The sequence below is a fragment of the Pseudomonas sp. B10 genome (assembly GCF_900156235.1).
GTDB lineage: Bacteria > Pseudomonadota > Gammaproteobacteria > Pseudomonadales > Pseudomonadaceae > Aquipseudomonas > Aquipseudomonas siliginis.
This window is the reverse complement of the sequence record NZ_LT707063.1, coordinates 5,521,921-5,548,118: the sequence shown is the minus strand read 5'-3', so window position 1 is coordinate 5,548,118 and position 26,198 is coordinate 5,521,921. Positions and strand designations below refer to the sequence as shown.

General features: G+C 60.6%; 26 protein-coding genes. 17 read left to right on the top strand and 9 right to left on the bottom strand.

Annotated features, from left to right (window positions below):
* The first annotated feature begins 3 nt into the window (after positions 1-3).
* The 8 genes from BXA01_RS25195 (at position 4) to BXA01_RS25160 (ending at position 6,073) form a co-directional block, all read left to right on the top strand.
* Positions 4-201 carry a cbb3-type cytochrome oxidase subunit 3 gene (locus BXA01_RS25195; protein WP_016773878.1) on the top strand — a complete coding sequence of 66 codons (198 nt, stop codon included), beginning with the start codon at positions 4-6 and terminating at the stop codon, positions 199-201.
* Positions 198-1,154 (top strand): cytochrome-c oxidase, cbb3-type subunit III, encoded by a 957-nt coding sequence (gene ccoP, locus BXA01_RS25190; protein WP_076566981.1) that lies wholly within the window; start codon positions 198-200, stop codon positions 1,152-1,154. Before BXA01_RS25195 ends, ccoP (BXA01_RS25190) begins: the two co-directional genes overlap by 4 nt.
* Positions 1,155-1,653: 499 nt before the next feature.
* Positions 1,654-3,096, top strand: a complete 1,443-nt coding sequence (gene ccoN / locus BXA01_RS25185) for a cytochrome-c oxidase, cbb3-type subunit I (RefSeq protein WP_024012334.1) — start codon at positions 1,654-1,656, stop codon at positions 3,094-3,096.
* Positions 3,096-3,704: a cytochrome-c oxidase, cbb3-type subunit II gene (ccoO, locus tag BXA01_RS25180; RefSeq protein ID WP_007917161.1), complete on the top strand. Its 609-nt coding sequence runs from the start codon at positions 3,096-3,098 to the stop codon at positions 3,702-3,704. Before ccoN ends, ccoO begins: the two co-directional genes overlap by 1 nt.
* Before the next feature lie 5 nt (positions 3,705-3,709).
* Entirely contained in the window at positions 3,710-3,895 is a 186-nt protein-coding gene (locus BXA01_RS25175; RefSeq protein WP_016775513.1) for a CcoQ/FixQ family Cbb3-type cytochrome c oxidase assembly chaperone, read from the top strand.
* The gene (gene ccoP / locus BXA01_RS25170; RefSeq protein ID WP_076566978.1) at positions 3,892-4,875 is read left to right on the top strand and encodes a cytochrome-c oxidase, cbb3-type subunit III; all 984 of its coding nucleotides are present in this window, start codon (positions 3,892-3,894) and stop codon (positions 4,873-4,875) included. The genes BXA01_RS25175 and ccoP (BXA01_RS25170) overlap by 4 nt, the downstream gene beginning before the upstream one ends.
* 524 nt (positions 4,876-5,399) lie before the next feature.
* Positions 5,400-5,654, top strand: a complete 255-nt coding sequence (locus BXA01_RS25165; protein WP_041479165.1) for a type II toxin-antitoxin system Phd/YefM family antitoxin — start codon at positions 5,400-5,402, stop codon at positions 5,652-5,654.
* Positions 5,654-6,073 (top strand): type II toxin-antitoxin system VapC family toxin, encoded by a 420-nt coding sequence (locus tag BXA01_RS25160; RefSeq protein ID WP_076566975.1) that lies wholly within the window; start codon positions 5,654-5,656, stop codon positions 6,071-6,073. Before BXA01_RS25165 ends, BXA01_RS25160 begins: the two co-directional genes overlap by 1 nt.
* Before the next feature lie 38 nt (positions 6,074-6,111).
* Here the strand turns inward: BXA01_RS25160 and BXA01_RS25155 are convergent, their stop codons facing one another.
* Positions 6,112-7,116, bottom strand: coding sequence for a metallophosphoesterase family protein (locus BXA01_RS25155; protein ID WP_076566972.1), 1,005 nt, complete (start codon positions 7,114-7,116; stop codon positions 6,112-6,114).
* A 484-nt stretch (positions 7,117-7,600) separates the two neighbouring features.
* Between BXA01_RS25155 and ccoG the strand changes: the two genes are divergently transcribed.
* The 6 genes from ccoG (at position 7,601) to hemN (ending at position 14,649) form a co-directional block, all read left to right on the top strand.
* Positions 7,601-9,016, top strand: coding sequence for a cytochrome c oxidase accessory protein CcoG (gene ccoG, locus BXA01_RS25150; RefSeq protein WP_016773872.1), 1,416 nt, complete (start codon positions 7,601-7,603; stop codon positions 9,014-9,016).
* 13 nt (positions 9,017-9,029) lie between these two features.
* On the top strand, positions 9,030-9,569 hold the full coding sequence (locus tag BXA01_RS25145) for a FixH family protein (RefSeq protein WP_076566969.1): 540 nt from the start codon (positions 9,030-9,032) through the stop codon (positions 9,567-9,569).
* Positions 9,570-9,706: 137 nt separating this feature from the next.
* The gene (locus BXA01_RS25135; protein WP_076566963.1) at positions 9,707-12,157 is read left to right on the top strand and encodes a heavy metal translocating P-type ATPase; all 2,451 of its coding nucleotides are present in this window, start codon (positions 9,707-9,709) and stop codon (positions 12,155-12,157) included.
* Between the two features lie 23 nt (positions 12,158-12,180).
* A complete protein-coding gene (gene ccoS / locus BXA01_RS25130) occupies positions 12,181-12,393 on the top strand; it encodes a cbb3-type cytochrome oxidase assembly protein CcoS (protein ID WP_039763029.1) in 213 nt (70 codons plus the stop codon).
* Positions 12,386-13,069: a sulfite exporter TauE/SafE family protein gene (locus BXA01_RS25125; RefSeq protein WP_076566961.1), complete on the top strand. Its 684-nt coding sequence runs from the start codon at positions 12,386-12,388 to the stop codon at positions 13,067-13,069. The genes ccoS and BXA01_RS25125 overlap by 8 nt, the downstream gene beginning before the upstream one ends.
* Positions 13,070-13,266: 197 nt before the next feature.
* Positions 13,267-14,649: an oxygen-independent coproporphyrinogen III oxidase gene (hemN, locus tag BXA01_RS25120; RefSeq protein ID WP_076566959.1), complete on the top strand. Its 1,383-nt coding sequence runs from the start codon at positions 13,267-13,269 to the stop codon at positions 14,647-14,649.
* On the opposite strand, the gene BXA01_RS25115 is transcribed toward hemN, so the two are convergent.
* Positions 14,646-15,128 carry a hypothetical protein gene (locus BXA01_RS25115; RefSeq protein ID WP_076566956.1) on the bottom strand — a complete coding sequence of 161 codons (483 nt, stop codon included), beginning with the start codon at positions 15,126-15,128 and terminating at the stop codon, positions 14,646-14,648. The genes hemN and BXA01_RS25115 overlap by 4 nt on opposite strands.
* A 154-nt stretch (positions 15,129-15,282) precedes the next feature.
* Here BXA01_RS25115 and fnr point away from each other — a divergent pair, with 154 nt between their 5' ends.
* Entirely contained in the window at positions 15,283-16,017 is a 735-nt protein-coding gene (fnr, locus tag BXA01_RS25110) for a fumarate/nitrate reduction transcriptional regulator Fnr (RefSeq protein ID WP_016773865.1), read from the top strand.
* Between the two features lie 75 nt (positions 16,018-16,092).
* Positions 16,093-16,641 (top strand): adenine phosphoribosyltransferase, encoded by a 549-nt coding sequence (locus BXA01_RS25105; RefSeq protein ID WP_007918333.1) that lies wholly within the window; start codon positions 16,093-16,095, stop codon positions 16,639-16,641.
* A gap of 110 nt (positions 16,642-16,751) precedes the next feature.
* Here the strand turns inward: BXA01_RS25105 and BXA01_RS25100 are convergent, their stop codons facing one another.
* The 5 genes from BXA01_RS25100 to dnaX form a co-directional block, all read right to left on the bottom strand.
* Entirely contained in the window at positions 16,752-17,900 is a 1,149-nt protein-coding gene (locus BXA01_RS25100; RefSeq protein ID WP_076566953.1) for an acyl-CoA dehydrogenase family protein, read from the bottom strand.
* Positions 17,901-18,107: 207 nt separating this feature from the next.
* The gene (gene recR / locus BXA01_RS25095) at positions 18,108-18,710 is read right to left on the bottom strand and encodes a recombination mediator RecR (protein WP_016773861.1); all 603 of its coding nucleotides are present in this window, start codon (positions 18,708-18,710) and stop codon (positions 18,108-18,110) included.
* A 66-nt stretch (positions 18,711-18,776) separates the two neighbouring features.
* Positions 18,777-19,811 (bottom strand): NADP-dependent oxidoreductase, encoded by a 1,035-nt coding sequence (locus tag BXA01_RS25090; protein ID WP_016773860.1) that lies wholly within the window; start codon positions 19,809-19,811, stop codon positions 18,777-18,779.
* Between the two features lie 293 nt (positions 19,812-20,104).
* Positions 20,105-20,443 (bottom strand): YbaB/EbfC family nucleoid-associated protein, encoded by a 339-nt coding sequence (locus tag BXA01_RS25080; RefSeq protein ID WP_003223337.1) that lies wholly within the window; start codon positions 20,441-20,443, stop codon positions 20,105-20,107.
* Between the two features lie 66 nt (positions 20,444-20,509).
* The gene (gene dnaX / locus BXA01_RS25075) at positions 20,510-22,600 is read right to left on the bottom strand and encodes a DNA polymerase III subunit gamma/tau (RefSeq protein ID WP_076566949.1); all 2,091 of its coding nucleotides are present in this window, start codon (positions 22,598-22,600) and stop codon (positions 20,510-20,512) included.
* Positions 22,601-22,745: 145 nt separating this feature from the next.
* On the opposite strand from dnaX, the gene BXA01_RS25070 reads away from it, so the two are divergent.
* Positions 22,746-23,495 (top strand): substrate-binding periplasmic protein, encoded by a 750-nt coding sequence (locus BXA01_RS25070; RefSeq protein ID WP_056784211.1) that lies wholly within the window; start codon positions 22,746-22,748, stop codon positions 23,493-23,495.
* A 107-nt stretch (positions 23,496-23,602) separates the two neighbouring features.
* Here the strand turns inward: BXA01_RS25070 and BXA01_RS25060 are convergent, their stop codons facing one another.
* Together BXA01_RS25060 and BXA01_RS27170 are read right to left on the bottom strand one after the other, a co-directional pair.
* On the bottom strand, positions 23,603-25,570 hold the full coding sequence (locus tag BXA01_RS25060; RefSeq protein WP_076566944.1) for a hypothetical protein: 1,968 nt from the start codon (positions 25,568-25,570) through the stop codon (positions 23,603-23,605).
* Positions 25,571-25,606: 36 nt separating this feature from the next.
* The gene (locus BXA01_RS27170) at positions 25,607-26,095 is read right to left on the bottom strand and encodes a hypothetical protein (protein ID WP_076566942.1); all 489 of its coding nucleotides are present in this window, start codon (positions 26,093-26,095) and stop codon (positions 25,607-25,609) included.
* Between the last annotated feature and the right edge of the window lie 103 nt (positions 26,096-26,198).

Genomic DNA, 26,198 nt, shown 5'->3' with positions numbered 1-26,198 from the left:
ACCATGGTCATTGAAATGAGTGCTGGCCTGATTCGCGGCCTCGGCACGGTCGTGGTGTTCGTCGCCTTCGTCGGCCTGACCTTGTGGGTATTCAACCGCAAGCGCACGCCGGAATTCGCCGAAGCACGCCTGCTGCCGTTCGCCGACGAACCACTACCCGAAACAATTTCAGCCCCTGAAACAAGGAGTACCCGGCCATGACCACCTTCTGGAGTACGTGGATCTGCGTACTGACCATTGGCAGCCTGATCGGCCTGACCTGGCTGCTGATCGGCACCCGTCGGGGCGAGACCAAGGGCAGCGTCGACCAGACCATGGGCCACAGCTTCGACGGCATCGAGGAGTACGACAACCCGCTGCCGCAGTGGTGGTTCATGCTGTTCGCCGGCACGCTGGTGTTCTCGGTGGGCTATCTGGTTCTGTATCCGGGCCTGGGCAACTGGAAAGGCATCCTGCCCGGTTACGAGGATGGCTGGACCGGCGTGCACGAATGGGAAAAGGAAATGAACAAGGCCGACGCACGGTTCGGGCCGATTTTCGCCAAATTCGCGGCGATGCCGCTGGAAGAAGTGGCCAAGGATCCGCAGGCGCTGAAAATGGGTGGTCGACTGTTCGCCTCCAACTGCTCGGTGTGCCACGGCTCGGATGCCAAGGGCGCGTTCGGCTTCCCTAACCTTGCTGACAGCGACTGGCGCTGGGGCGGCGATGCCGAGACGATCAAGACCACCATCATGGGCGGCCGCATGGCGGCGATGCCGGCCTGGGGCGAAGTGCTCGGTGAGGCTGGGGTGAAAAACGTTGCCGCGTATGTGCGCCACGAACTGGCGGGCCTGCCGCTACCTGCCGACAGCAAGGCAGATCTGCAAGCCGGGCAGCAAGCGTTCAGTACCACTTGCGTGGCTTGCCACGGCGCAACTGGCCAAGGCACCCCTGCCATGGGCGCACCGAATCTTACCCACCCGGCCGGCTTCATTTATGGCACCAGCCTGACCCAACTGGAACAGACCATCCGCCATGGTCGTCAGGGGCATATGCCAGCACAGAACGAATTGCTGGGCAACGATAAAGTGCAATTGCTTGCCGCTTATGTGTACAGCCTTTCGAAAAATGATGAGCAATTGAGCGGCAAGCTTCAAGCTGAAAGCTCCAAGTAAAAGCAACAGCCATGTATACAAATATGCAGGCGACTCGTATCCACTTGTCGCTTGCAGCTTGCAGCTCGTAGCTGCTTCTTTTTGTCGCACCCCTCACACCCTCTCCTTTCGGAACCCCGGATTCGGGTCTACGCTTCATCGAAGCGGACCGGCTGAAGTCAGTTTCCAGATCAATCCCGAACAATGCGCACCATGAACCGGTTGATGGATTCGCCGCAAACGCAGGTAGATAACGGCTGTTGCGCCGATTGCCCTCAATCCCCCGATCACAACCTGTGAACGGGCACCGTTGACGGCGATCCGGATTGCGAGCTTTTTACGCGCACTGCGACATTTTGTCAGAGGCCATTTTTGACCCTACGCGGCGCATGGAAAGGCCGCAGAATCAGCGTTGGAAAGCATTGACCCAGGTCATGGCGCGTTGCAATGACCCCCTGCTTTATACATACTTGCGGCCGATTTTATCCCTATAAAAATACCCAAACCGTGGAACCTTAGAATGAGCACAGCAATCAGTCCGACTGCTTATAACTATAAGGTAGTCCGCCAGTTCGCCATCATGACGGTGGTCTGGGGGATCCTTGGCATGGGGCTCGGTGTCTTCATCGCCTCGCAACTGGTCTGGCCGGAACTGAATTTCGGTCTGCCGTGGACGAGCTTTGGACGCTTGCGCCCGTTGCACACAAACCTGGTGATTTTCGCCTTCGGCGGTTGTGCACTGTTTGCCACTTCCTACTATGTCGTGCAGCGAACCTGCCAGACGCGACTGATTTCCGACAGCCTCGCGGCCTTCACCTTCTGGGGCTGGCAAGCGGTCATCGTCGGCGCAATCATTACCTTGCCGCTGGGTTACACCACCACCAAGGAATACGCCGAACTGGAATGGCCGATCGCCATTTTGCTGGCCATTGTCTGGGTCACCTACGGTCTGGTGTTCTTCGGCACCATCACCAAGCGCAAAACCAAGCACATCTATGTCGGCAACTGGTTCTACGGCGCGTTCATCGTGGTCACCGCGATGCTGCACATCGTCAACCACATGTCGCTGCCGGTCAGCCTGTTCAAGTCGTACTCGGCCTACTCCGGCGCCACTGACGCGATGATCCAGTGGTGGTATGGCCACAACGCGGTGGGCTTCTTTCTGACCACCGGTTTCCTCGGGATGATGTACTACTTCGTGCCGAAACAGGCCGAACGCCCGATCTACTCCTATCGTCTGTCGATCGTGCACTTCTGGGCGCTGATCACCCTGTACATCTGGGCCGGCCCGCACCACCTGCACTACACAGCCCTGCCGGACTGGGCACAATCGCTGGGCATGGCGATGTCGATCATCCTCTTGGCGCCAAGCTGGGGCGGCATGATCAACGGCATGATGACCCTGTCGGGCGCCTGGCATAAGTTGCGCACCGACCCGATCCTGCGCTTCCTCGTGGTGTCCCTGGCGTTCTACGGCATGTCGACCTTCGAAGGGCCGATGATGGCGATCAAGACTGTCAACTCGCTCTCGCACTACACCGACTGGACCATCGGCCACGTACACGCCGGCGCCCTCGGTTGGGTAGCGATGATCTCGATCGGCGCGATCTACCACATGATCCCGAAACTGTTCGGCCGGGCGCAGATGCACAGCACCGGGCTGATCAATGCGCACTTCTGGCTTGCCACTATCGGCACCGTGCTCTACATCGCTTCGATGTGGGTCAACGGCATCACCCAGGGCCTGATGTGGCGTGCAATCAACGATGACGGCACCCTCACCTACTCGTTCGTCGAAGCGCTGCAGGCCAGCCACCCGGGCTTCATCGTCCGTGCGCTGGGCGGTGCTTTCTTTGCCAGCGGCATGCTGCTGATGGCTTACAACGTGTACCGCACCGTTCGTGCGTCGGATCCGGTTGAAGCCGAAGCCGCCGCCAAGATTGCCGTCGTTGGAGCTCACTGATGAAGCATGAAGCTGTCGAGAAGAATATTGGCCTGCTGGCCTTCTTCATGGTCATCGCCGTCAGCGTCGGTGGCCTGACCCAAATTGTTCCGCTGTTCTTCCAGGACGTCACCAACAAGCCGGTCGAGGGCATGAAGCCACGTTCGGCGCTGGAACTGGAAGGCCGCGACGTGTACATCGCCAACGGTTGTGTCGGCTGCCACTCGCAGATGATCCGCCCGTTCCGCGCTGAAACCGAACGCTATGGCCACTATTCGGTTGCCGGTGAAAGCGTCTGGGACCACCCGTTCCTGTGGGGCTCCAAACGTACCGGCCCGGACCTGGCCCGTGTGGGCGGTCGTTACTCCGATGACTGGCAGCGTGCGCACTTGTACAACCCGCGCAACGTGGTCCCCGAGTCGAAAATGCCGGCTTACCCGTTCCTCGTGGAAAACAAGCTCGACGGCAAGGAAACCGCGAAAAAAATGGAAGTCTTGCGCACCCTCGGCGTGCCTTACACCGACGAAGACATCGCCGGTGCACAGGATGCCGTGAAGGGCAAAACCGAAATGGACGCGCTGGTGGCCTATCTGCAAGGCCTGGGCACCATCATCAAAAGCAAACGGTGAATCTGATGGATATCGGGATGATTCGAGGCCTGGGCACCGTGGTCGTGATGGTGGCCTTCATCGGTCTGGCCTTGTGGGTGTTCAGCCCCAAGCGCAAGTCGGAGTTCGACGACGCGACCATGCTGCCTTTTGCCGATGATCCCGAAGCCATCAAGCACGTCGAGCAAGCTTCTAGGAGTAACAAAGAATGACTACATTCTGGAGTCTGTACGTCACAGTCCTCAGTCTCGGTACGATCTTCGCCCTGACCTGGCTGCTGCTGTCGACCCGCAAGGGCCAGCGCAGCGAACAGACGGACGAGACGGTCGGCCACTCCTTCGACGGGATCGAGGAGTACGACAACCCGCTGCCGAAATGGTGGTTCATGCTGTTCGTCGGCACCATCATTTTTGCCCTGGGTTATCTGGTGCTGTACCCGGGTCTGGGCAACTGGAAAGGTCTGCTGCCGGGCTACAACTATCTGGATAACGAGAAGCAGACCGCGTTCGCCAACGGCCAGACCGGCTGGACCGGCGTCCACGAGTGGGAAAAGGAAATGGCCCGTTCGGACGCGCGCTTCGGTCCGATTTTCGCCAAGTTCGCGGCGATGCCGATCGAAGAAGTCGCCAAGGATCCGCAAGCACTGAAGATGGGCGGCCGTCTGTTCGCGTCCAACTGCTCGGTGTGCCACGGTTCCGACGCCAAGGGTGCCTATGGCTTCCCCAACCTGACCGACGCCGACTGGCGCTGGGGCGGTGAGCCGGAAACCATCAAGACCACCATCATGGGCGGCCGCCACGCGGTGATGCCGGCATGGGCTGAAGTGATCGGTGAGCAAGGCGTGGCCGATGTGGCTGCTTACGTGGTGACCAATCTCGATGGTCGTAAATTGCCGGAAGGCACCAAAGCCGACCCGGCCAACGGCCAGAAACTCTTCGCCGCCAACTGCGTGGCTTGCCACGGCCCTGCCGGTAAAGGCACGCCGGCCATGGGTGCGCCGGACCTGACACACCCGGGCGCATTCATCTACGGCTCGAGCTTCGCGCAACTGCAGCAGACCATCCGTTATGGCCGTCAGGGCCAGATGCCTGCGCAGGAACAACTGCAGGGCAATGACAAGGTGCACCTGCTGGCGGCGTATGTCTACAGCTTGTCCCATGGTGAAAAAGCGCCGGAGGCGAAGGCTGAGTAAGGCCAACGCTTGAAGCAAAAAAGGCCCCGCCAATGAGAATTGGCGGGGCCTTTTTGCATGCTCGCATTCATGATTCGAAACGCTTGCTCAATGGACCTGAGCTGCGATGCACGGTAGGTTTTTTCGCCCGATAAGCCTATCGGGTCCACTTCAAGGATGAAGCCCCAATGTCGAAAGATCACCAAAGCACACTGCAAAATCAGCCTCAACCCGGCTCTACCCACAGGGCAGGGTTCGAACGAACACCTGTGAAACCGTTACTCAAGGTATCGCAGCAAACCATGAACAGCCCCGGCCACGGTGGCGGACTCGACGGCCTCGGCGGCGGTAGATTGCTCTGACAAGGGCAGCAAAAACACCGAATTTACGCCCTATATCCAGCGCCTCGCGCCTTGGCGAGAGGCGCCTTCGCCGGTGCCCTTATGAAATTGACAAACCGATCGTCCCCGACCTGCCTTTCCGATTGCGGGGAAAATCTCAAAATAGTAACGTTCCTACATCAGAATTTCTGGAGGCCAAACATGATGGCCATCACCACTATTTCCAGCCGCGAGTTCAATCAGGACACCAGTGCAGCCAAAAAAGCCACGCGTCAAGGTCCAGTAATCATTACTGACCGAGGCAGGCCTGCCCACGTATTGCTCAGCATCGAGGAGTACCAGAAACTGACCGGTTGCGAGACCAGCATCGTTGAGCTGCTGGCGATGCCGAATGCGCTTGAAATCGAATTCGAACCCGAGCGCGCTGTCATCAATCCTCGCAGCGTGGACCTTTCCTGATGTTTCTACTGGATACTAATGTAGTTTCCGAGCTGCGGAAAAACCAAGCCGACAAGCATGTGGTGAAATGGGCAAACAGCGTTTCCCCAGCCAGCCTGTATCTATCCGCAATCACTGTGCTGGAACTGGAAACGGGCGTCCTGCGTATCGAACGTCGTGACCCTTCACAAGGCCAGCTGCTGCGCAACTGGCTGGAACACCACGTCAAACCGGCGTTCTCTGGAAGAATCCTGCCGGTCGATACCAACGTCGCCACCCGGTGCGCACGATTGCATGTTCCCGACCGCAGCAGTGAATGCGACGCCTTGATCGCCGCCACCGCGCTTGTGCACGGGCTTACGCTGGTAACTCGCAACATTGCGGACTTTCAACTCAGCGGCGTCAATCTGATCAACCCATGGATCGCTGCCAGTAACTGAGTGCTGAACACCCCGCCTTATCACCGGCGGGGCTTTTTTCATGGGCGTTGGGCAAAGATTGAATGCACAACCGTGGTATCGATCAGCGTCCGCTCACGCCACTGGTTGTTCTTCACCAGATAGACCTGCAACTGCTTGCGATCCTCGGTGAAATTCGCAGTCAGGTAGGTTTGCTGAGAGGTGCTTCCGCTGAGATACATGGGGACGCTGCCCTCCCAGTAGGAACTTCCTCCCTCGGTATGCAGGTGGCCGGCGAAAATGGCCGTCACCTGGTACTTGTTGACCATGTCATGGAAACGCTTCTTTTGCTCGGGGCTGCCTTGATGCCGCAAGGGTTTATGCATATTGATAATGATGGCGTAGCCCGACGCTCGCGCCAGTCGCAGATCGGTCTCGAGCCAGTCCAGTGCGTCGTTGATTTCGAACGTCGTCGGGTTCAACGGATGAGCAATCCGGGTAGTGTAGGTCGGCTCGTTATTGAGCTGAACCATATGCACTTCGCCGATATTTTTCGAATAGGCGAGACTACCGGCATACGTCTTGCTCAGAAAACCGTCCGTGATTTTCAGATCAAAGTTATCGACTTTACCCTCATGATGTTCTTTGAACTCGACAATACTTCCTGCAGCACAGTTATTGGTAAAGCAATCATCAACATTGTTTTCATAGTCGTGATTGCCCAAACCGTAAAGATATTCACCCTTGAAGTGCCTGTTCAGCGAATCCTTCATGAACGAGCGCTGCCAGCCATGACCAAAAGCGGTTATATCGCCATTGATCATCAAAGGAACCTGCGCTTGAGAGCCGTGTTGATTTCTGAATTCGGCAATGCTCGCAAGTTGGGTTTCAATCAGCCATTTCGAGCGCGCCGTGAATTCTGAATCCGATTCGGGTTCGCGGATATCGGTATTGTCTGTCCACGGATATTGAGTATCCGAAGCAAAGACCATATGTTTCGGCATGCCAGTTGTAGCCTGAGCGGTAATAGCCGAAGCTACCAGACAAGCACCCATAAAGGTGCTCATGAATTTATTCAAAGCCATGCTTGAAATTCCATTTCAATTAATTTTCGGTACGCAAAAGAAGTTTCGCGCAAACAGAACTTATTCGAATACAGCGAAAACTTCAAAGCCTTCACCTACAACAATCGAGTGAATATATTTCAGACCCAACAACTTACAACATACGAATCAATAGAAACCCGTAGCGTCCGGCCTGACTTGTCGCCTGGACGAAAACAATCACGGGTGTTATTCAACTTGCGAAATCAACGGTAGTGGCGTGAACAAACAATTGAAAGGATGAACTAGCCACTTCGGCAAAAGCGTCCATACTCAACAAGTCAATTGATCTGCGTCAGGCTTTTGCGCAATCGCTACACCATCCGCATTTTTTACCCAACGCGACCAAAGGTCGCACCCTTGAGCCAGAGCTGCAGGCGTATCATCGCGCTACTGCAACAACCCTTTTTGACCTTGGTTGGCACGTATCGACCGAGGCATTTTTCCACTGCCGTGGGATGCAATGATGAGCAATCAGATTCCGGTACACGACGTCACGCCGCCGAGCAAGAACGCGAACAACAGCGTCGACCTTTATGCCTCACGAGAAAAAATCTACACCCGCGCCTTCACCGGCCTGTTCCGCAATCTGCGGATGCTCGGCGGTGCGGCGTTGTTTCTGCTGTATTTCGGCACGGTGTGGCTGAACTGGGGCGGTCACCAGGCGGTGTGGTGGAACCTGCCGGAGCGCAAGTTCTTCATCTTCGGCGCGACTTTCTGGCCACAGGATTTCATCCTGCTCTCGGGGCTGTTGATCATTGCCGCGTTCGGCCTGTTCTTCATCACTGTCTACGCCGGGCGCGTCTGGTGCGGGTATACCTGCCCGCAAAGCGTGTGGACGTGGATTTTCATGTGGTGCGAGAAGGTCACCGAAGGCGACCGCAACCAGCGCATCAAGCTCGACAAGGCGCCGATGAGCGCCAACAAATTCCTGCGCAAACTGGCCAAGCACTCGCTGTGGCTGCTGATCGGTTTTGTCACCGGGATGACCTTTGTCGGCTACTTCTCGCCGATCCGCGAACTGGTCATCGAGTTCTTCACCGGCCAGGCTGATGGCTGGTCGTATTTCTGGGTCGGTTTTTTCACCCTCGCCACGTACGGCAATGCCGGTTGGTTGCGTGAGCAGGTGTGCATCTACATGTGCCCGTATGCGCGCTTCCAGAGCGTGATGTTCGACAAGGACACGCTGATCGTTTCCTACGACCCGCGCCGTGGCGAAAGTCGTGGCCCACGCAAGAAAGGCATCGACTACAAGGCGCTGGGGCTGGGTGACTGCATCGACTGCACGATGTGCGTGCAGGTCTGCCCGACCGGCATCGACATCCGCGATGGCCTGCAGATCGAGTGCATCGGCTGCGCTGCGTGCATCGACGCTTGCGACAGCATCATGGACAAGATGGATTACCCACGCGGGCTGATCAGCTACACCACCGAACACAATCTCTCCGGGCAGAAAACCCATAAACTGCGACCGCGCCTGATCGGCTACGCCGTGGTGCTGCTGGCGATGATCAGCCTGTTGGTCGCTGCGTTCTTCATGCGTTCGCTGGTCGGCTTCGACGTCAGCAAGGACCGCGTGCTGTACCGCGAAAACGCCGAAGGCCGAATCGAGAACGTCTACAGCCTGAAGATCATGAACAAGGATCAGCGCGACCACACTTACCTGCTGCAAGCCGAGGGTCTGCCGGACCTGCGCCTGCAAGGCAAGCGCGAGATCAAGGTTGCCGCCGGCGATATCGTCAGCATGCCGGTCGAGTTGTCCAGCGCACCGGAACAACTGCCATCGAGCACCAACGAGGTGAAATTCATCCTCAAGGATGCCGATGACGAAAGCGTCCACGTTGAAGCCAAGAGCCGATTCATCGGCCCACAAATCCGTTGAGAGAATTTTGAACATGCCCGCTGCAAACGCCGCAAGTCCCTGGTACAAGCACCTCTGGCCGTGGATCATCATCGCGATTCTGGCCTGCTCGGTGACCTTGACCCTGTCGATGGTGACCATCGCGGTGAACAACCCGGACAATCTGGTCAACGACAACTATTACGAAGCGGGCAAAGGCATCAACCGCTCACTGGATCGCGAGTTGCTGGCGCAAACCCTGAAGCTGCGTGCAGCGGTGCATCTGGATGATGTGACCGGGGAAGTCGACTTGCGCTTGAACGGTGACAGCCAGCCGCAAACGCTGGAGCTGAACCTGATCTCGCCGACCCAGCCGGAGAAGGATCGCAAGATCGTGCTCACCCGCAGTGGCAGCGAGAGCGGGCGCTACATCGGCCAGTTGAGCGACAAGGTCGAAGGGCGACGGTTTGTCGAGTTGCTTGGCAGCCAGGACGAGCACGTGTGGCGCATGTTTGAAGAAGAACTGGTCAGCCATGACAAGGAGCTGCTGCTGGGTGATGAGCCATTGCAGGGTGCGGAAGACCTGAAAAAATAAGCCTTTTACTCTGATCGTTCCCACGCTCTGCGTGGGAACGCAGCCAGGGACGCTCCGCGTCCCAGCCGAAGCGGACGCGGAGCGTCCGGGGAGGCATTCCCACGCGGAGCGTGGGAACGATCATCGGAACGCGCACCATGACCAGCCCAACCTTCTGCTACCACTGCGCCCTGCCCGTCCCGTCCGGCAGCCGCTTCACCGCCGTCGTCCTCGGGCAGGCCCGGGAGTTCTGCTGCCCGGGCTGTCAGGCGGTGGCCGAAGCCATTGTCGCCGGGGGGCTGGAAAGTTATTACCAGCATCGCAGCGAAGCGTCGGCCAATCCCGAAGCGCTGCCGGTGCAACTGACTGATGAACTGGCGCTGTACGACCGCGCCGACGTGCAGCAACCCTTCGTCCGCCATGAAGGCGATCTGGCCGAAACCACCTTGTTGATCGAAGGCATCAGTTGCGCCGCCTGCGGCTGGCTGATCGAGAAACACCTGCGCACCCTGCCCGCCGTCGCCGAAGCGCGGTTGAACCTGTCCAACCATCGCCTGCACGTGCGCTGGGCCGACGCACAATTGCCGCTGAGCCAGATCCTCGCCGAGCTGCGCCACATCGGTTACGCCGCCCACCCGTACCAGGCCGACCGTGCCAGCGAACAACTGGCCAGCGAGAATCGCCTGGCCCTGCGCCAGCTCGGCGTCGCCGGGTTGCTGTGGTTTCAGGCGATGATGGCGACCATGGCCACCTGGCCGGAATTCAACATCGACCTCAGTCCCGAGCTGCACACGATCCTGCGCTGGGTCGCGCTGTTTCTGACCACACCCATCGTGTTCTACAGCTGCGCGCCGTTCTTCAAAGGCGCGATGCGCGATTTGCGCACCCGCCACCTGACCATGGACGTTTCAGTTTCACTGGCGATCGGCAGCGCTTATATCGCCGGGATCTGGACATCGATCACCGGGGTCGGCGAACTGTACTTCGATGCGGTTGGCATGTTCGCGCTGTTTTTGCTCGCCGGGCGTTATCTGGAACGTCGCGCCCGCGAACGCACCGCTGCTGCCACCGCGCAACTGGTCAATCTATTACCCGCCTCGTGCCTGCGCCTGGATAGCGATGGCCAGAGCGAACGCATCCTGCTCAGCGAATTGCAGGTCGGCGAGCGGATTCTGGTGCAGCCGGGCTCGATTCTGCCGGCTGACGGCAAGATCATCGACGGTCAGTCGAGCATCGACGAATCGCTGCTGACTGGCGAATACCTGCCACAGCCACGCACGCTCGGCGATGCAGTAACTGCGGGCACGCTCAATGTCGAAGGCGCATTGACCGTCGAAGTGCAGGCGCTGGGACAGGACACGCGTCTCTCCGCGATCGTGCGCCTGCTTGATCGCGCTCAGGCGGAGAAACCGCGTCTGGCAGAAATCGCTGACCGCGCCGCGCAATGGTTTTTGCTGCTGTCGCTGATCGCGGCGGCAGTGATCGGCCTGCTGTGGTGGCAGCTGGACTCAGCGCGGGCGTTCTGGATCGTCCTTGCCATGCTGGTGGCGACCTGCCCGTGCGCGCTGTCACTGGCGACGCCGACCGCCCTCACCGCCGCCACCGGCACCCTGCACAAACTCGGCCTGCTGCTGACACGCGGCCATGTGCTGGAAGGCTTGAACCAGATCGACACGGTGATTTTCGACAAGACCGGCACGCTCACCGAAGGCCGCTTGGTGCTGCGCTCGATCCGCCCGCTCGGCGCGCTCGACAGCGAGCAATGCCTGAGCCTTGCCGCTGCGCTGGAAAACCGTTCGGAACACCCGATCGCCCGCGCTTTCGGCCGTGCGCCGCTGGCCGCCGAGGACGTGCACAGCACACCCGGTCTGGGCCTGGAAGGCGTGGTCGGTGAGCAACGCTTGCGCATCGGTCAGGCGCCGTTCGCCTGTGCCCTGAGCGGCGCGGCACTGCCGTCAATGCCTGATGAGGCCGGACAATGGTTGCTGCTCGCCGACACTCAGGGGCCGCTGGCATGGTTCGTCCTCGACGATCGCCTGCGTGACGATGCCCCCGCCCTGCTCGCGGCCTGCAAAGCGCGGGGCTGGCGCACATTGCTGTTGTCCGGCGACAGTTCGCCGATGGTCGCCAGTGTCGCCGCCGAACTGGGCATCGACGAGGCCCGTGGCGGCTTGCGCCCCGATGACAAACTGCAAGTGCTGCAACAACTGCACAAGGAAGGACGCAAGGTGTTGATGCTCGGCGACGGCGTCAACGACGTGCCGGTGCTGGCTGCGGCCGATATCAGCGTGGCCATGGGCTCGGCCACCGATCTGGCGAAAACCAGCGCCGATGCAGTGTTGCTGTCCAATCGCCTCGACGCTCTGGTGCAAGCTTTCACGCTGGCGCGACGCACGCGCCGGGTAATCATCGAAAACCTGCTGTGGGCAGCGCTGTACAATGGCCTCATGTTGCCGTTCGCCGCCCTCGGCTGGATCACTCCGGTGTGGGCGGCGGTCGGCATGTCGATCAGTTCGCTGACCGTGGTGCTCAACGCCCTGCGCCTGACTCGTCTGCCGAGCGCGCCGGCCGCCAGCAGCCCGACCCAAACCCGCCCGCTGCCGGCCTGAGCCGCGCGGGCCTGGAGTTACCGATGCCAGCTCTCTATGTGATGATTCCCGCTGCCTTGCTCATCGTCGCCATCGCCGTGTACATCTTCTTCTGGGCGGTGGACAGCGGTCAGTACGACGACCTCGACGGCCCGGCGCACAGCATCCTTTTTGACGATCAGGATCCCAACCACACCGCTGCGGTGGACGAAGCCAACGCCGGCAAACCGGACGACAAGGCGCCGCCCCATGCTTGAACTGGCGCCGCTGCTGGTCTCGGCGCTGATCCTCGGCCTGCTCGGTGGCGGCCACTGTCTGGGTATGTGCGGCGGTCTGATGGGCGCGCTGACCCTGGCGATCCCCAAGGAGCAGCGCAGCCGGCGCTTTCGTCTGTTGCTGGCGTATAACCTCGGGCGGATTCTCAGTTATGCCACGGCGGGGTTGCTCATCGGCCTCGCCGGCTGGGCAGTCGCCAACAGCCCGGCGGCGCTGTTCATGCGCGTACTGGCCGGTTTGCTGCTGATCGCCATGGGTTTGTACCTGGCCGGTTGGTGGAGCGGGCTCACCCGTATCGAAGCGCTCGGGCGTGGCTTATGGCGCTTCATTCAACCGGTGGCGAATCGCTTGCTGCCGGTTTCCAGCCTGCCCCGCGCCTTGCTGCTCGGTGCGCTGTGGGGGTGGCTGCCGTGCGGGCTGGTTTACAGCACCTTGCTGTGGAGCGCGAGTCAGGGCAATGCGCTGGACAGTGCATTGCTGATGCTCGCTTTCGGCCTCGGCACCTGGCCGGTGCTGCTCGCCACCGGGCTGGCGGCTGAGCGGGTCACGGCGATCCTGCGCAAACGCAGCGTGCGCGTGGCGGGTGGCTTGCTGGTGATAGTGTTTGGCCTGTGGACCTTGCCCGGGCCGCATCAGCATTGGCTTATGGGCCATTAAATGTGTGGCGCGGCCTTCGCGAGCAGGCTCGCTCCCACAGGTCTTGAGTACGCTGCAAATCCAACGTGGGAGCGAGCCTGCTCGCGAAGACGCCCGCACGAACAACACAAATCCTCGCCGTTGATGCAAATCAAGATGCCCTGTAACGCCCTCCCCTAGACTCGCCACACTGCCAGCCTATCCGGGGGAATGCCCGCATGCTCGACGCCATTCGTTGGGACTCTGATCTGATCCGCCGCTACGATCTGGCGGGGCCACGCTACACCTCGTACCCGACCGCCGTGCAATTTCACGGTCAGGTCGGCACTTTCGACCTGTTCCATGCCCTGCGCGACAGCCGCAAGGCGCAGCGGCCGTTGTCGCTGTACGTGCATGTGCCGTTCTGCGCGAACATTTGCTACTACTGCGCCTGCAACAAGGTCATCACCAAGGATCGCGGCCGTGCGCAGCCGTATCTGCAACGGCTCGAGCAGGAAATCCAGTTGATTGCCTGCCACCTCGACCCGGCGCAAACCGTCGAGCAGCTGCATTTCGGTGGCGGCACACCGACCTTTCTCAGCCACGACGAATTGCGCCAGCTGATGGCGCACCTGCGCAAGCATTTCAATTTGCTCAACGATGATTCCGGCGATTACGGCATTGAAATCGACCCGCGCGAGGCCGACTGGTCGACCATGGGCCTGCTGCGCGAACTGGGTTTCAATCGGGTCAGCATTGGCCTGCAAGACCTTGACCCGGCGGTGCAGCGTGCGGTCAATCGCCTGCAAAGTCTGGAAGAAACCCGCGCGGTGATCGATGCGGCGCGAACCCTGCAATTTCGCTCGATCAACATCGATCTGATCTACGGCCTGCCAAAGCAGACACCGGACAATTTCGACCGCACCGTCGAGGAAGTGATCAGTCTGCAACCGGATCGCCTCTCGGTATTCAACTACGCACACCTGCCAGAACGCTTCATGCCGCAACGGCGGATCAACAGTCTCGACTTGCCGAGCCCTGCGCACAAACTGGAGATGCTCCAGCGCACCATCGAGCAACTGACCGCTGCCGGCTACCGCTACATCGGCATGGATCACTTCGCCCTGCCCGATGACGAGTTGGCGATCGCTCAGGAAGAACACACCCTGCAACGCAACTTTCAGGGCTATACCACCCACGGCCATTGCGACCTGATTGGTCTGGGCGTGTCGGCGATCAGCCAGATCGGCGATTTGTACTGCCAGAACAGCAGCGACCTCACTGCCTATCAGAACAGCCTGGCCAGCGCGCAGCTGGCGACCAGTCGCGGCCTGGTGTGCAACGCCGACGACCGTTTGCGCCGCGCGGTGATTCAGCAGCTGATCTGCAATTTCAAACTCGAATTCGCCGAGATCGAGCAGCAGTTCAACATCGATTTCCAAGGCTATTTCGGCGCGCTGTGGCCGCAGTTGCAAGGTATGGCCGAGGATGGCCTGATCAGGCTCGAGCGCGAGCGCATCGAGGTGCTGCCGGCGGGCCGATTGCTGGTGCGCTCGGTGTGCATGGTTTTCGATGCGTACCTGGAGCAGCAGAACCGCCAGCGTTTCTCGCGGGTGATTTAAGGCTTGGTCAGCAACGAGCCGACCTTGAGGTTCTGGTCAGGATTGAGCGCCGACTGGTTCATGACTTTCGACAGGGCGAGGTTGGCGGTGATCAGGCCACTGTTGAGGGCGGCAATGGCGCCCCGCAGTGCGGCGAGCTTGTTGATCTTTTCCTCGTTGGAGAGGGTTCTGTCTGACATGACCGCCGCCATGCGGGCTTTTTTCTCGATGATTTCTTTTTGAATCTTGCGAATCATCTTCAGCAACTGTTGGATGTTCTCCGGTAAGCCACTGTTGTCGATGTCACTGTTTTCGCCACCGACAGCGGCGGATTTGGCGATGGCCGCGCCGGACAGCGACACTTTGACGCCCTCGACCAAGGTCGGGGTTGCCGTGTGCGACAAGTCTTCATCGCGATCGATTGCAGCGTCGGTGCTGGTCATCTCCGGCGAAGCGGCAACGCCGCTGCTGCCGGGGCTTAGCGTACCAATGGCGGTCATCGGGGCCTTCCTTGGTTGAGTGCTGATAGCGGGTTATCGGCCGCCGGTGCTGCGGCTTTATGTCTGTAGGACAACGCCGCCACGTGCTGGCCTGAATGTCCTCCCGTGGGTTACCCTTACGGCTTATGTGTGTTTTCCCACAAGGATTGAAGAAATGTCCGAGCCAGTCAAACTGCGCGCTCACAACCAGGCCCACTGCAAGGATTGCAGCCTGGCCCCGCTCTGCCTGCCACTTTCTCTGAATCTGGAAGACATGGATGCGCTCGACGAAATCGTTAAACGCGGCCGCCCGCTGAAGAAGGGCGAGTTCCTGTTCCGCCAGGGCGACACCTTCGATTCCGTTTATGCAGTCCGCTCCGGCGCGCTGAAGACCTTCAGCCTGAGCGATGCCGGCGAAGAGCAACTGACCGGCTTCCACCTGCCGAGCGAACTGGTCGGACTGTCGGGCATGGACACCGAAAAACACCCGGTCTCGGCCCAGGCGCTGGAAACCACTTCGGTTTGCGAAATCCCCTTCGAACGCCTCGACGAACTCGCGCTGCAATTGCCACAACTGCGCCGCCAGTTGATGCGGGTGATGAGCCGCGAGATTCGTGACGACCAGCAAATGATGCTGCTGCTGTCGAAGAAAACCGCTGACGAGCGCATCGCCACTTTCCTGGTCAACCTGTCGGCACGCTTCCGTGCTCGCGGCTTCTCGGCCAACCAGTTCCGCCTGAGCATGTCGCGCAATGAAATCGGCAATTACCTGGGCCTGGCGGTGGAAACCGTGTCGCGGGTGTTCACCCGTTTCCAGCAGAACGAGCTGATTGCCGCCGAGGGCAAGGAGATCCATATCCTCGACCCGATTCAGCTGTGCGCGCTGGCCGGCGGTTCGATCGAAGGCTGATCACGACCCGCGGTTGAGCGAATCGTTTCAGCCGCGGGTATACTGCGCCGTTTGCAGCCCTGCCAGGACACCCCGATGGTCTTCGACTCCTTCGACATCAAATCCCTGATCCGCCCCGTGATCGACTTCCCGAAACCGGGCGTGATCTTTCGCGACATCACCCCGCTGTTCCAGTCGCCGACGGCCCTGCGCCTGGTGATGGACAGCTTCGCCCATCGCTACGTCGAAGCCGACTTTACCCACATCGGCGCCATGGATGCCCGTGGCTTCCTGATCGGTTCGGTACTGGCCTATCAGTTGAACAAGCCGCTGGTGCTGTTCCGCAAGCAAGGCAAACTGCCGGCGGACGTACTGGCCGAAGGTTACGCCACCGAGTACGGCGAAGCGTTTCTGGAAGTGCACGCCGACAGCCTGTGTGAAGGCGATTCGGTGGTGATGTTCGATGACCTGATCGCTACCGGCGGCACGCTGATTGCGGCAGCCAACCTGATTCGCCGCATGGGCGCGCGGGTACATGAAGCGGCAGCGATCATTGATCTGCCGGAGCTGCAAGGTTCGCAGCGTCTTGAGGACATGGGCATTCCTACCTTTTGCCTGACGCAGTTTGCTTTGACCGATAAATAAACAGCGTCTGACCGGCCGCTTTCGCGAGCAGGCTCGCTCCCACAGGGAAATGTATTTCAACTGTGGGAGCGAGCCTGCTCGCGAAGGGGCCGACAGCTACACCGCAGGACTTAGAGCCCCATCTGCTTGCTGATGATTTCATTCATCACTTCCCGCGTCCCGCCGCCAATCGACAGAATGCGGTTATCCCGATACAGCCGCTCCACCAGGCTTTCACGCATGTAACCGAGCCCGCCAAGAATCTGCACGGCTTCGGTGGTGATCCGGTCGGAGGTGTCAGTGGCGAAGTTCTTCGCCATGGAAATTTCCTTGATTACGCTGTGCCCCGCCGCCATTTTTGCCGCTTGCCGGTAAGTGAACTCCCGCGACACTTCCAGCACCGTGGCCATTTCGGCGAGGCGATGCTTGATCACCTGAAACTTGCCGATGGGTTTGCCAAATGCCTCACGCTCGCGCGCCCACTTCAGGCTCTCCTCCAGCGCCAATTGCGCAGTCATGTTGGCCATCAGCGCCAGCGCCAGGCGTTCGCTCTGAAAATTGCCCATGATGCAGGCGAAGCCCATGTTCTCGGCGCCGATGAGGTTTCCTACAGGCACGCGGCAATCGTCGAAGAACAACTCAGCGGTGTCCGACGCCCACCAGCCCATTTTCTTCAACTGCCGACCGACACTGAAACCCGGCGTACCCTTCTCGATCAGCAACAAGCTGATGCCGCCAAACCCCGGCGCACCGGTACGCACCGCGACCGTGTAGAAATCCGCGCGCACGCCGCTGGTAATAAAGGTCTTGCTGCCGCTGACCCGGAAGCAGTCGCCGTCACGCACCGCGCGGGTTTGCAGGTTGGCGACGTCGGAGCCGCCGCCGGGCTCGGTCACCGCCAGGGCGCTGATCTTTTCGCCGCTGAGCACTTGGGGGACGACCCGCTCTCGCACCTCAGGCCGCGCCCATTTGACGATCGGTGGCAAACCGATATCCAGCGAACCCAACCCCGCCACCAGGCCACCAGAGCCACAGCGCATCAGCTCCTCACTGGCGGCGACCTTGGCGAACAGATCGCCTTCATGGCTGCCGCCAAGCGCTTCGGGATAGCCGATACCGAGAATGCCCGCCGCACCGGCCTTGAGGTACAGCTCACGGGGAAAGCTTTCGGCTTCTTCCCACCGATCGATGTCCGGCAGGATCTCGCGTTCGACGAAACGTCTGACGCTGTCGCGGACCAGTTGATGGCTGGGGTCGAAGTATTCCTGAAAGGCAGGCATGGGCGAGCTCCACGGAAGGGTTCGCCGACGTTAACCGAGCGCTTGCTTGGTTATCAATGAAATTGTGTGAATCAGATCGACCGCGGCGCGGCCATCGCTGGCAAGCCAGCTCCCACAGGGTTCGGTGTGGACACATATGCTGTGGGTCACATCCAACACTGTGGGAGCTGGCTTGCCAGCGATGTGGCCCGAAAGGGCGATAGAGACTTACAGGGAGATAGGTTTACGCCCGGCAAACGAATGCGCCAGCGTGCCGCCGTCGACCAGCTCCAGCTCACCGCCCAGCGGCACGCCGTGGGCAATCCGCGAGGCGACCAGGCCTTTGTTGTTGAGCAACTGCGCGATGTAGTGCGCGGTCGCCTCGCCTTCCACGGTCGGGTTGGTGGCGAGGATGACTTCGGTAAAGGTCCCCGCCTCTTCTATCCGCGCCATCAGTTGCGGAATCCCGATCGCTTCCGGCCCCAGGCCATCCAGCGGCGACAAGTGCCCCTTGAGCACGAAATAGCGGCCACGGAAGCCGGTCTGCTCCACCGCATAAACGTCCATCGGCCCTTCGACCACGCAGAGCAGCGTGTCATCGCGGCGCGGGTCGGCGCATTGCGGGCAGAGGTCGTCTTCGGTCAGCGTGCGGCACTGGCGGCAATGGCCGACGCCTTCCATGGCCTGGCTCAAGGCCTGGGCCAGACGAGTGCCGCCGCTGCGATCACGTTCGAGCAACTGCAACGCCATGCGCTGAGCGGTTTTCTGACCCACGCCTGGCAAGGTGCGCAAGGCGTCGATCAGTTGGCGAATCAAAGGGCTGAAGCTCATGGGTAAACAGTCCGACTAAACAACGAGACGCGGTTTATACCCGCGCCTCTGGCCAGCGTCAAATCCTCAGTCCTGGGCGACCCGGACCACCAGTTTGCCGAAGTTGCGCCCTTCCAGCAGACCGATGAACGCCTCAGGCGCCTGCTCCAGGCCTTCGACCACGTCCTCGCGGAATTTCACCTTACCGTCGCGTACCCACGGCACCATGTGGCTGATGAATTCCGGCTGACGATCACCGTAATCGTCGAAGACGATGAAGCCCTGAATACGCACACGCTTGGTGAGCAAAGTGCGTTGCAGCATCGGCAGGCGATCCGGGCCGGTCGGCGCCTCGGCGGCGTTGTAGCCGGCGATCAGGCCGCACAACGGGATGCGCGCCTTGGGGTTGAGCAACGGCACGACGGCATCGAAGACATGGCCGCCGACGTTCTCATAATAAATGTCGATGCCGTTCGGACAGGCTTTGGCCAACTGTTCGGCGAAGTCATCGGCCTTGTGGTCGATGCAGGCATCAAAACCCAGCTCCTCGACCACGTATTTGCACTTCTCGGCCCCACCGGCCACGCCGACCGCACGCAGACCTTTGATCTTCGCCACTTGCCCGACCACCGAGCCGACGGCGCCGGACGCCGCAGCCACTACCAGGGTTTCACCCTCTTTCGGCTGGCCGATGTCCATCAGGCCCATGTACGCGGTCATGCCCGGCATACCCAGCACCCCGAGGGCCATCGACGGGCTCGGCAGGCCGGCCGGGATCGGCATGATGTTGCGGCCGTCGCTGATGCTGTGGCTCTGCCAACCGGTGGCGCCAACCACCAGATCACCGGTGTGGAATTTCGGATGATTGGACTGCTCGACCCGGCTGACCGCACCACCGGTCATGACTTCGCCGATTTGCACTGGCGCAGCGTAGGACGGTGCGTCGCTCATACGCCCGCGCATGTACGGGTCGAGCGACAGGTACAGGGTTTTCAGCAATACCTGACCGTCCTGCAGATCGGGCAATGCCTCGCGCTCGAGACGGAAGTTCTCCGGGGTCGGCGCGCCGGTCGGGCGCGAGGCGAGGACGAAGCGTTGATTGAGGGTGAGAGGGTCGGACATGTCAGCGTCTCCTGTGAATGGGGGAATTCGGTGTATAGGGAGCAGACCTTGGTAGCGGTGGTGTGTTCGATGTTTCTGCAGTTTTGACCGAGGCTCGCTCCCACTGATCGTTCCCACGCTCTGCGTGGGAATGCAGCCCGGGACGCTCCGCGTCCCAATCGCAAGCTGGAACGCGGAGCGTCCCCAGAGGCATTCCCACGCAGAGCGTAGGAACGATCCGCGCCGCGCAGAAACAAAAATGCCAGGCGCAATGCCTGGCATTTTGTGTAGCTCATCTGTCGCCCAAAGGCGAATCAGAACGGCAGTTTCATACCCGCTGGCAGGTTCATGCCGGCGGTCATGCTGCCCATTTTTTCCTGGCTGTTGGCTTCGATCTTGCGCACGGCGTCGTTGACGGCGGCGGCGACCACGGCTTCCAGCATCTCTTTGTCGTCTTCGCTCAGGCCTTCGACCAGGCTTGGGTCGATACTCACGCTTTTAACGTCGTGACGACCGGTCATCACCACGGTGACCATGTCGCCGCCGGCCTTGCCGGTGACTTCGGCGTTGGCCAGTTCTTCCTGCATCTTGGCCATTTTTTCCTGCATCTGCTGCGCCTGCTTCATCAGGCCGGCCATGCCACCTTTCATCATGGGAATCACCTCAAACGTACTTGGATAAAACAGCGCCCGGCCATCTTGGCCGAGCACCTTCAGTTATTAGCCTTGGGTGACCAAGGCGTCGACAGGTTCAATAGTATCGCTTCGCACCACCGCGCCGAACTGCTGAACCATCTGCTGGATGAACGGATCACCGTGGATCGATTCCTCCGCCTCACGCTGGCGATTGGCGCGGCGGCGGGAGGCGGCCTGGGCCGGGGTTTCCTGCTCGGGCTTGATCAGCTCGATGGTCAGCGTCAGCGTGCGCCCGTGGAACTGGTTCAACGCGTCGTTGAGACGACGCTGTTGCGTGGCGTTGAACAGTGCGCTGTGGGCCGGATCGAGGTGCATCAGCCAGTGATCGCCATCGACCGCAATCAATGTGCAGTTGGCGGCGATGCTGCCGGTCATGCCGGAAATCGGCAGCTTCGGGAACAGCTCCAGCCATTGCAGGGCCAGACCGGTGGCCGGCGCGGCGGCAGGTTCCGGCTCGGGTTCAGGCTCAGGATCGGCGGCGTGTTCGCTGGCCAGTTCGTCGAGGTAGCTGTAGGCCGAATCCATGTCCGGCTCGATGTAGTCCTCATCCAGCGGCGGTTCATCGTCCATGTCCATGCCTGGTGTAGCGGCATCGACGTCAGCGACGGACGGCTCGGGAATTGGCGCAGCGGCCCACTCCGGCGCATCCGGGACCACGCTGTCCGGGGTCGGCAGCGGCATCGGCGGCAATTCAGGCTGCTCGCCAGCAGTTTCCAGCACCGGTTCGACGGCGGGTTGCTGTACTGGTGCCGGCTCGGGCTCGGCTTCCACCGGGTCGTTCCATGGCAAATCGACCACGGTTTCGACGGCGACTGGCTCAGGCTCCGGTTGCGCTTCGACAACCGGCGCCACAGGTTCTGGCTCGGCAGCCGGCGCTGCTACCGGTGCGGGCGCGGGTGCTGGCGCAGCAGCCGCAGCCGCAGCGACCACCGGCGCAGGCTTCGGCGCGGCAGCCACTGAGTTTGCGGAATCAACTGTGGCCTGGCTGATCCCCACTGGCTTTAGCGGTTGCCTCGGCGCGTCCGCCGTATCCGCCGGGCGGAACGCGAGCATCCGCAGCAAGACCATCTCGAAACCGCCACGCGGGTCCGGCGCCAGCGGCAAGTCGCGGCGACCAATCAGACCCATCTGGTAATAGAACTGCACATCTTCGGCCGGCAACGCCTGGGCCAGGGCCAATACGCGATCACGGTCGCCATGGCCATTGTCGACGCCTTCCGGCAGCGCCTGAGCGATGGCCACGCGGTGCAGCACGTTGAGAATTTCCGAGAGCACGCCGTTCCAGTCCGGACCTTGCTCGGCCAAGTGACGCACGGCTTCGAGCAGCGCCTTGGCATCGCCCTCGATCAGCGCATGCAGCACGTCATAGACCTGACCGTGATCCAGTGTGCCGAGCATGGCCCGCACGTCGGTCGCGAGGACCTTGCCTTCACCGAACGCGATGGCCTGATCGGTCAGGCTCATGGCGTCGCGCATCGAGCCGTCAGCCGCACGACCAAGCAGCCACAGTGCATCGTCTTCGAACGGTACGTTCTCCGCCGTGAGCACGTGGGTCAAATGCTCGACCACACGCTCGGGCGTCATGTTCTTCAGGGAGAACTGCAGGCAACGCGAAAGAATCGTTGCCGGAAGTTTCTGCGGATCGGTGGTCGCCAGGATGAACTTGACGTAGGGCGGCGGCTCTTCGAGGGTTTTCAACAGCGCATTGAAGGAATGGCTGGAAAGCATGTGCACTTCGTCGATCAGGTAGACCTTGAAGCGCCCACGGCTTGGCGCGTACTGCACGTTATCGAGCAGTTCGCGGGTGTCTTCGACCTTGGTGCGGCTGGCGGCGTCGATCTCGATCAGGTCGACAAAACGGCCTTCATCGATCTCGCGGCATACCGAACACTCGCCGCAGGGGCTGGAGGTGATACCTGTCTCGCAGTTCAGGCACTTGGCAATGATCCGCGCGATGGTGGTCTTGCCGACCCCGCGCGTCCCGGTGAACAGGTAGGCGTGGTGCAGCCGTTGGCTGTCCAAGGCATTGATCAGAGCCTTGAGCACATGGGTCTGGCCGACCATTTCGCGGAACGAGCGTGGACGCCATTTACGTGCAAGAACCTGATAACTCATCGAAAACCGTCGCAGCGAAGGAAGCAGAAGCGGCTAATGCTAGCGGAGCAAGGGCAAAATTGCATCCGGTGTCCTCGTCTAATATGGCTAAGCTGCATCAGCAGAGGCTTTTATCAGCTCGGGATGGGGAATTACCGGAGCGTCTATGCGGTGGGCCGTGGCGGCATTGCTGGGTATCAGCCTCAACGCGATGGCAGCGCAAGCGCCGTTGCGCTTCGCCGTGCCGGACAGTTGGGCGATGCCGATGATGCAACTGCAAGGCGGCAGACCTACCCAGGGCATCCTGCACGACGCCCTGCTCAGCCTGGCGACCCAGGTTGGTGCGCCAGCGCAATTCGTCGTCCTGCCGCGCGCGCGGGTACAGAGCGCCATGGAACACGGCGACATCGATGTGCGCTGCTATGCCGCACAGTCGTGGTTGCCGAATCAGTCCGGCGATTACATCTGGAGCGTGCCGTTGTGGTTTCAGCGCGACCTGCTGGTCAGCCGCAAGGAGCAACCGGCGCAGATCGATCCCGCCCGGCTGCCGCGCCAGGCCATCGGCACCGTCCTCGGTTACAGCTACCCTACCCTGCAACCGCTGTTCGACGCTGACCAGTTGCAACGCGAAGACGCGCGCAATCAGGAACAGGTACTGGAAAAGCTGTTGGCCGGGCGATACCGCTATGCGGTGAGCAATCAGTGGACACTGGACTGGATCAATCAGCGCCTGCTGCCGGAGCAGCAGTTGCAAGGGGTCGCGGTGCTGCAGGAACAGAATATTGGCTGCTATGTGAGGAACGACCCGAAGGTGCCGGTGCAACGGATCCTGCGCACGCTGCTGCGAATGAAAATGTCCGGCGAGATCGACGACATTATCCGGTTGTACACCGGCGCCTCTTCAACCACACCCTAACCGCCTGTGGGAGCGAGCCTGCTCGCGAAAGCGGTATGTCAGGCGACACAGTTGTTGAACACGCCGACGCCTTCGCGAGCAGGCTCGCTCCCACAGGGTTGGCCGGGTCAATAACCGTGCGATTCGCGGAATTTCGGCTCGCGGCTGTGGTGATAATCGATCCATTCCACCACGTCATAAGGCAGATAAAGCTGCTGCCGGGCACGGGACACGGCGATGTACACAGCACAAATGCGCTGATCGAACTCGTAGGCGTCCTTGAATTTCTCGTTACTGAGCAACGTCCGGGTCAACAGCACGCGCTTGAATTCCATGCCGCCGGCCTGCTCGGCCATCATCAACAGACAGGCCTTGCCCGGCTCGATGATCTTTTGGCTCAGTCGCGTCAGGTCGGCAATCATGAAGCCGTTTTGCAGTTGCGCTTCGATCCACAAAAAAGCTTCATCGAAACGGTTGGCCTCACGCACTTGCCGCCAATCGGCCATGTCGCTGAAATACGGATGCGGCCCCTTTTCGCTGGACCCGGCGTTGTAGAAATCGCGGCGGAACAGTTCGATGGCGGTGGTCATGAAATGTTTGATGTCGTCCTGCGCTTCCCTGTCGGGAAAACTGAAGGCGCAACTGGAGTCGTGCAGATGGATGGCCCACATCATAGTGTCCCACGGTGACGCGGTCAGCACCACGCAACCTTCGGGCGGTACGAAGGCTTGCGGGTAGTACTCGATATCGACGTCGGCGTGACGAGCGCCTTCGAACGGCACTTTGCTCTTGTGCGTGTGGCGCGAGATCAGCGGATTGACCAGGCGCTCGACATTGCGCCCCGAACGCACCGAATAGCAGATATCGCTCTGACGGACTTCACGCTTGCGCTTGGGCGCCTCGCCCGTGGCCTGCTGATATTCATCGCCGAGGGTGATCAGCACCTGCTGCCCGCGCTCGATGATTTGCAGCAGCGACGCCGGCACGTCCTGGCTTTCGTCGATGATCACATGGGTGTAGCGCGGCGGGACGCGGCAACCGGCGAGACTGGCGCGCTTGATCATGAGCAACGTCTGAAAACCGCTCTGGCTGGCCCAGGCCGGATTGGCCTCGAGATAGACCCACAGGCGACTGGAGTACTCCAACAGCGCCTGGGCGTCCATGCCGGTCAAGGGCTGCTGGAAGTGCGGCAGATGCCTAGCGGACAGCGTGTGGTCTCTGGAGGCGCAATACAGCTCCAGCACGCGCAGGCAAACTTCGAGGGTGCCTGGCCCGTCGTGGTGACGAAAGCCGAAGATATTCAACTCCTGCGCCAGCGCCGGCTTGCTCGGAATCCGCGCGGGCGCCTTGGCCATATGAAACCGGGGGCCAAGCAGCTGGGCCTGGGCAAAGTCGAAAAACGTCTGACCGATCTCAGTGTTGTGCACTTGGGCGATGTGCTTGCGCAGCGTCGCCAGTTTCGCCGGGGTGCGCGCCAGCACCAGTGTGCGTTTCGAGCGCAGGCATTCGATCAGTGCGCTGAGCATGTAGCTCTTGCCGATGCCCGCATAGCCCTGCACGTGTAGGTCTTCGTCGAGGTTGGCTCGGAAGGTTCGCAGCAGTTTGTCCTGCGCCGCGCTTAACCAGTGTTCACGCTCGCGTGGCGTGACCATTTGCTGGCGAAACGGGTTGTTCTGTTGCTGGTGGCGGACTTTGTAGTCCACATCCCATTGCCCGCCGGGCAACAGAAATGCCTGCGCGGCGACTTCATCGGCCATGAGAAAGCGCAGGTTCAGGCCTTTGAGCGCATTGAGGCCGAAATACAATTTGCGCGAATCGAACAGACGCCGCGCCTCTGCAAGCAGTCCCGCCGATCCGGTGCGCCGAGAGGTGACAGACCAGTCAATGAGTCTGGCGAGAATCTTCTCCGCTGCGCTGGCGCTCAAATCCTGTTCCGTGGCCTGGGCGAGGTTCTGGATGACCAGCACTGCCGCCAGTTCCGGGTCGCTCAGGCTGGCCAGTGTCGCGACACCCTCGGGCTGCAACAGCGCCGTACACACATCATGGGTGATGGGCAGAAATACCGGGGTGGCCAAATCAAAATGTTCCGGGTGCATACAACCTCGCCGCCTGGGCTTTAATACAACACCAGATCAGTCCTGGTCATTCTGGTCGTGCATTTCATGGGACTGCGGCAAGTTTCCCTCACGGCTGGACTCGGGGCTGATCCGCAGCTCGAAGGAGTAGCCGCCGAGCGTGCCGGACATGCCACGTCGTTCAGTGCCGCTGGCCATCGCCCCCGCATCGATCTGCGCCTGCACTTCGTAGAGCGCCATTTCCAGCAGTTTGCGCAGGTGTTCAGGGTTTTGAGCGCTGGCGTGCAGTTGCAGGTCGTACTGGCCGGCCACCGATTCAGTGATGACGGGCTGGTCCTGCACCGCGAGCGGCTGCGCAGTTTCTTCAGCCGCGTTGAACACGGTCGAAGCCGCCAGAATCGCGGCGTGCTCCTCATCCATCAGGTCGAGCACTCGCGACAACTCCAGCGTGCGCTCGGGCTGATCCTGCATCTGCGCTTTGACTTCCAGACGACGTAACTGCCATTCGCGCAGTTTTTCCCGGGTCAGATCGTCAATTTCACCCACTTGCCTTACCTCTCAATGCCAGGCGAGGGAGTATGCCACTGTTCGCCTTCAACAGCCGCACGGGTACCGGGGCGCTGCGCTGCTGATCCGCGCGTTTCTGATG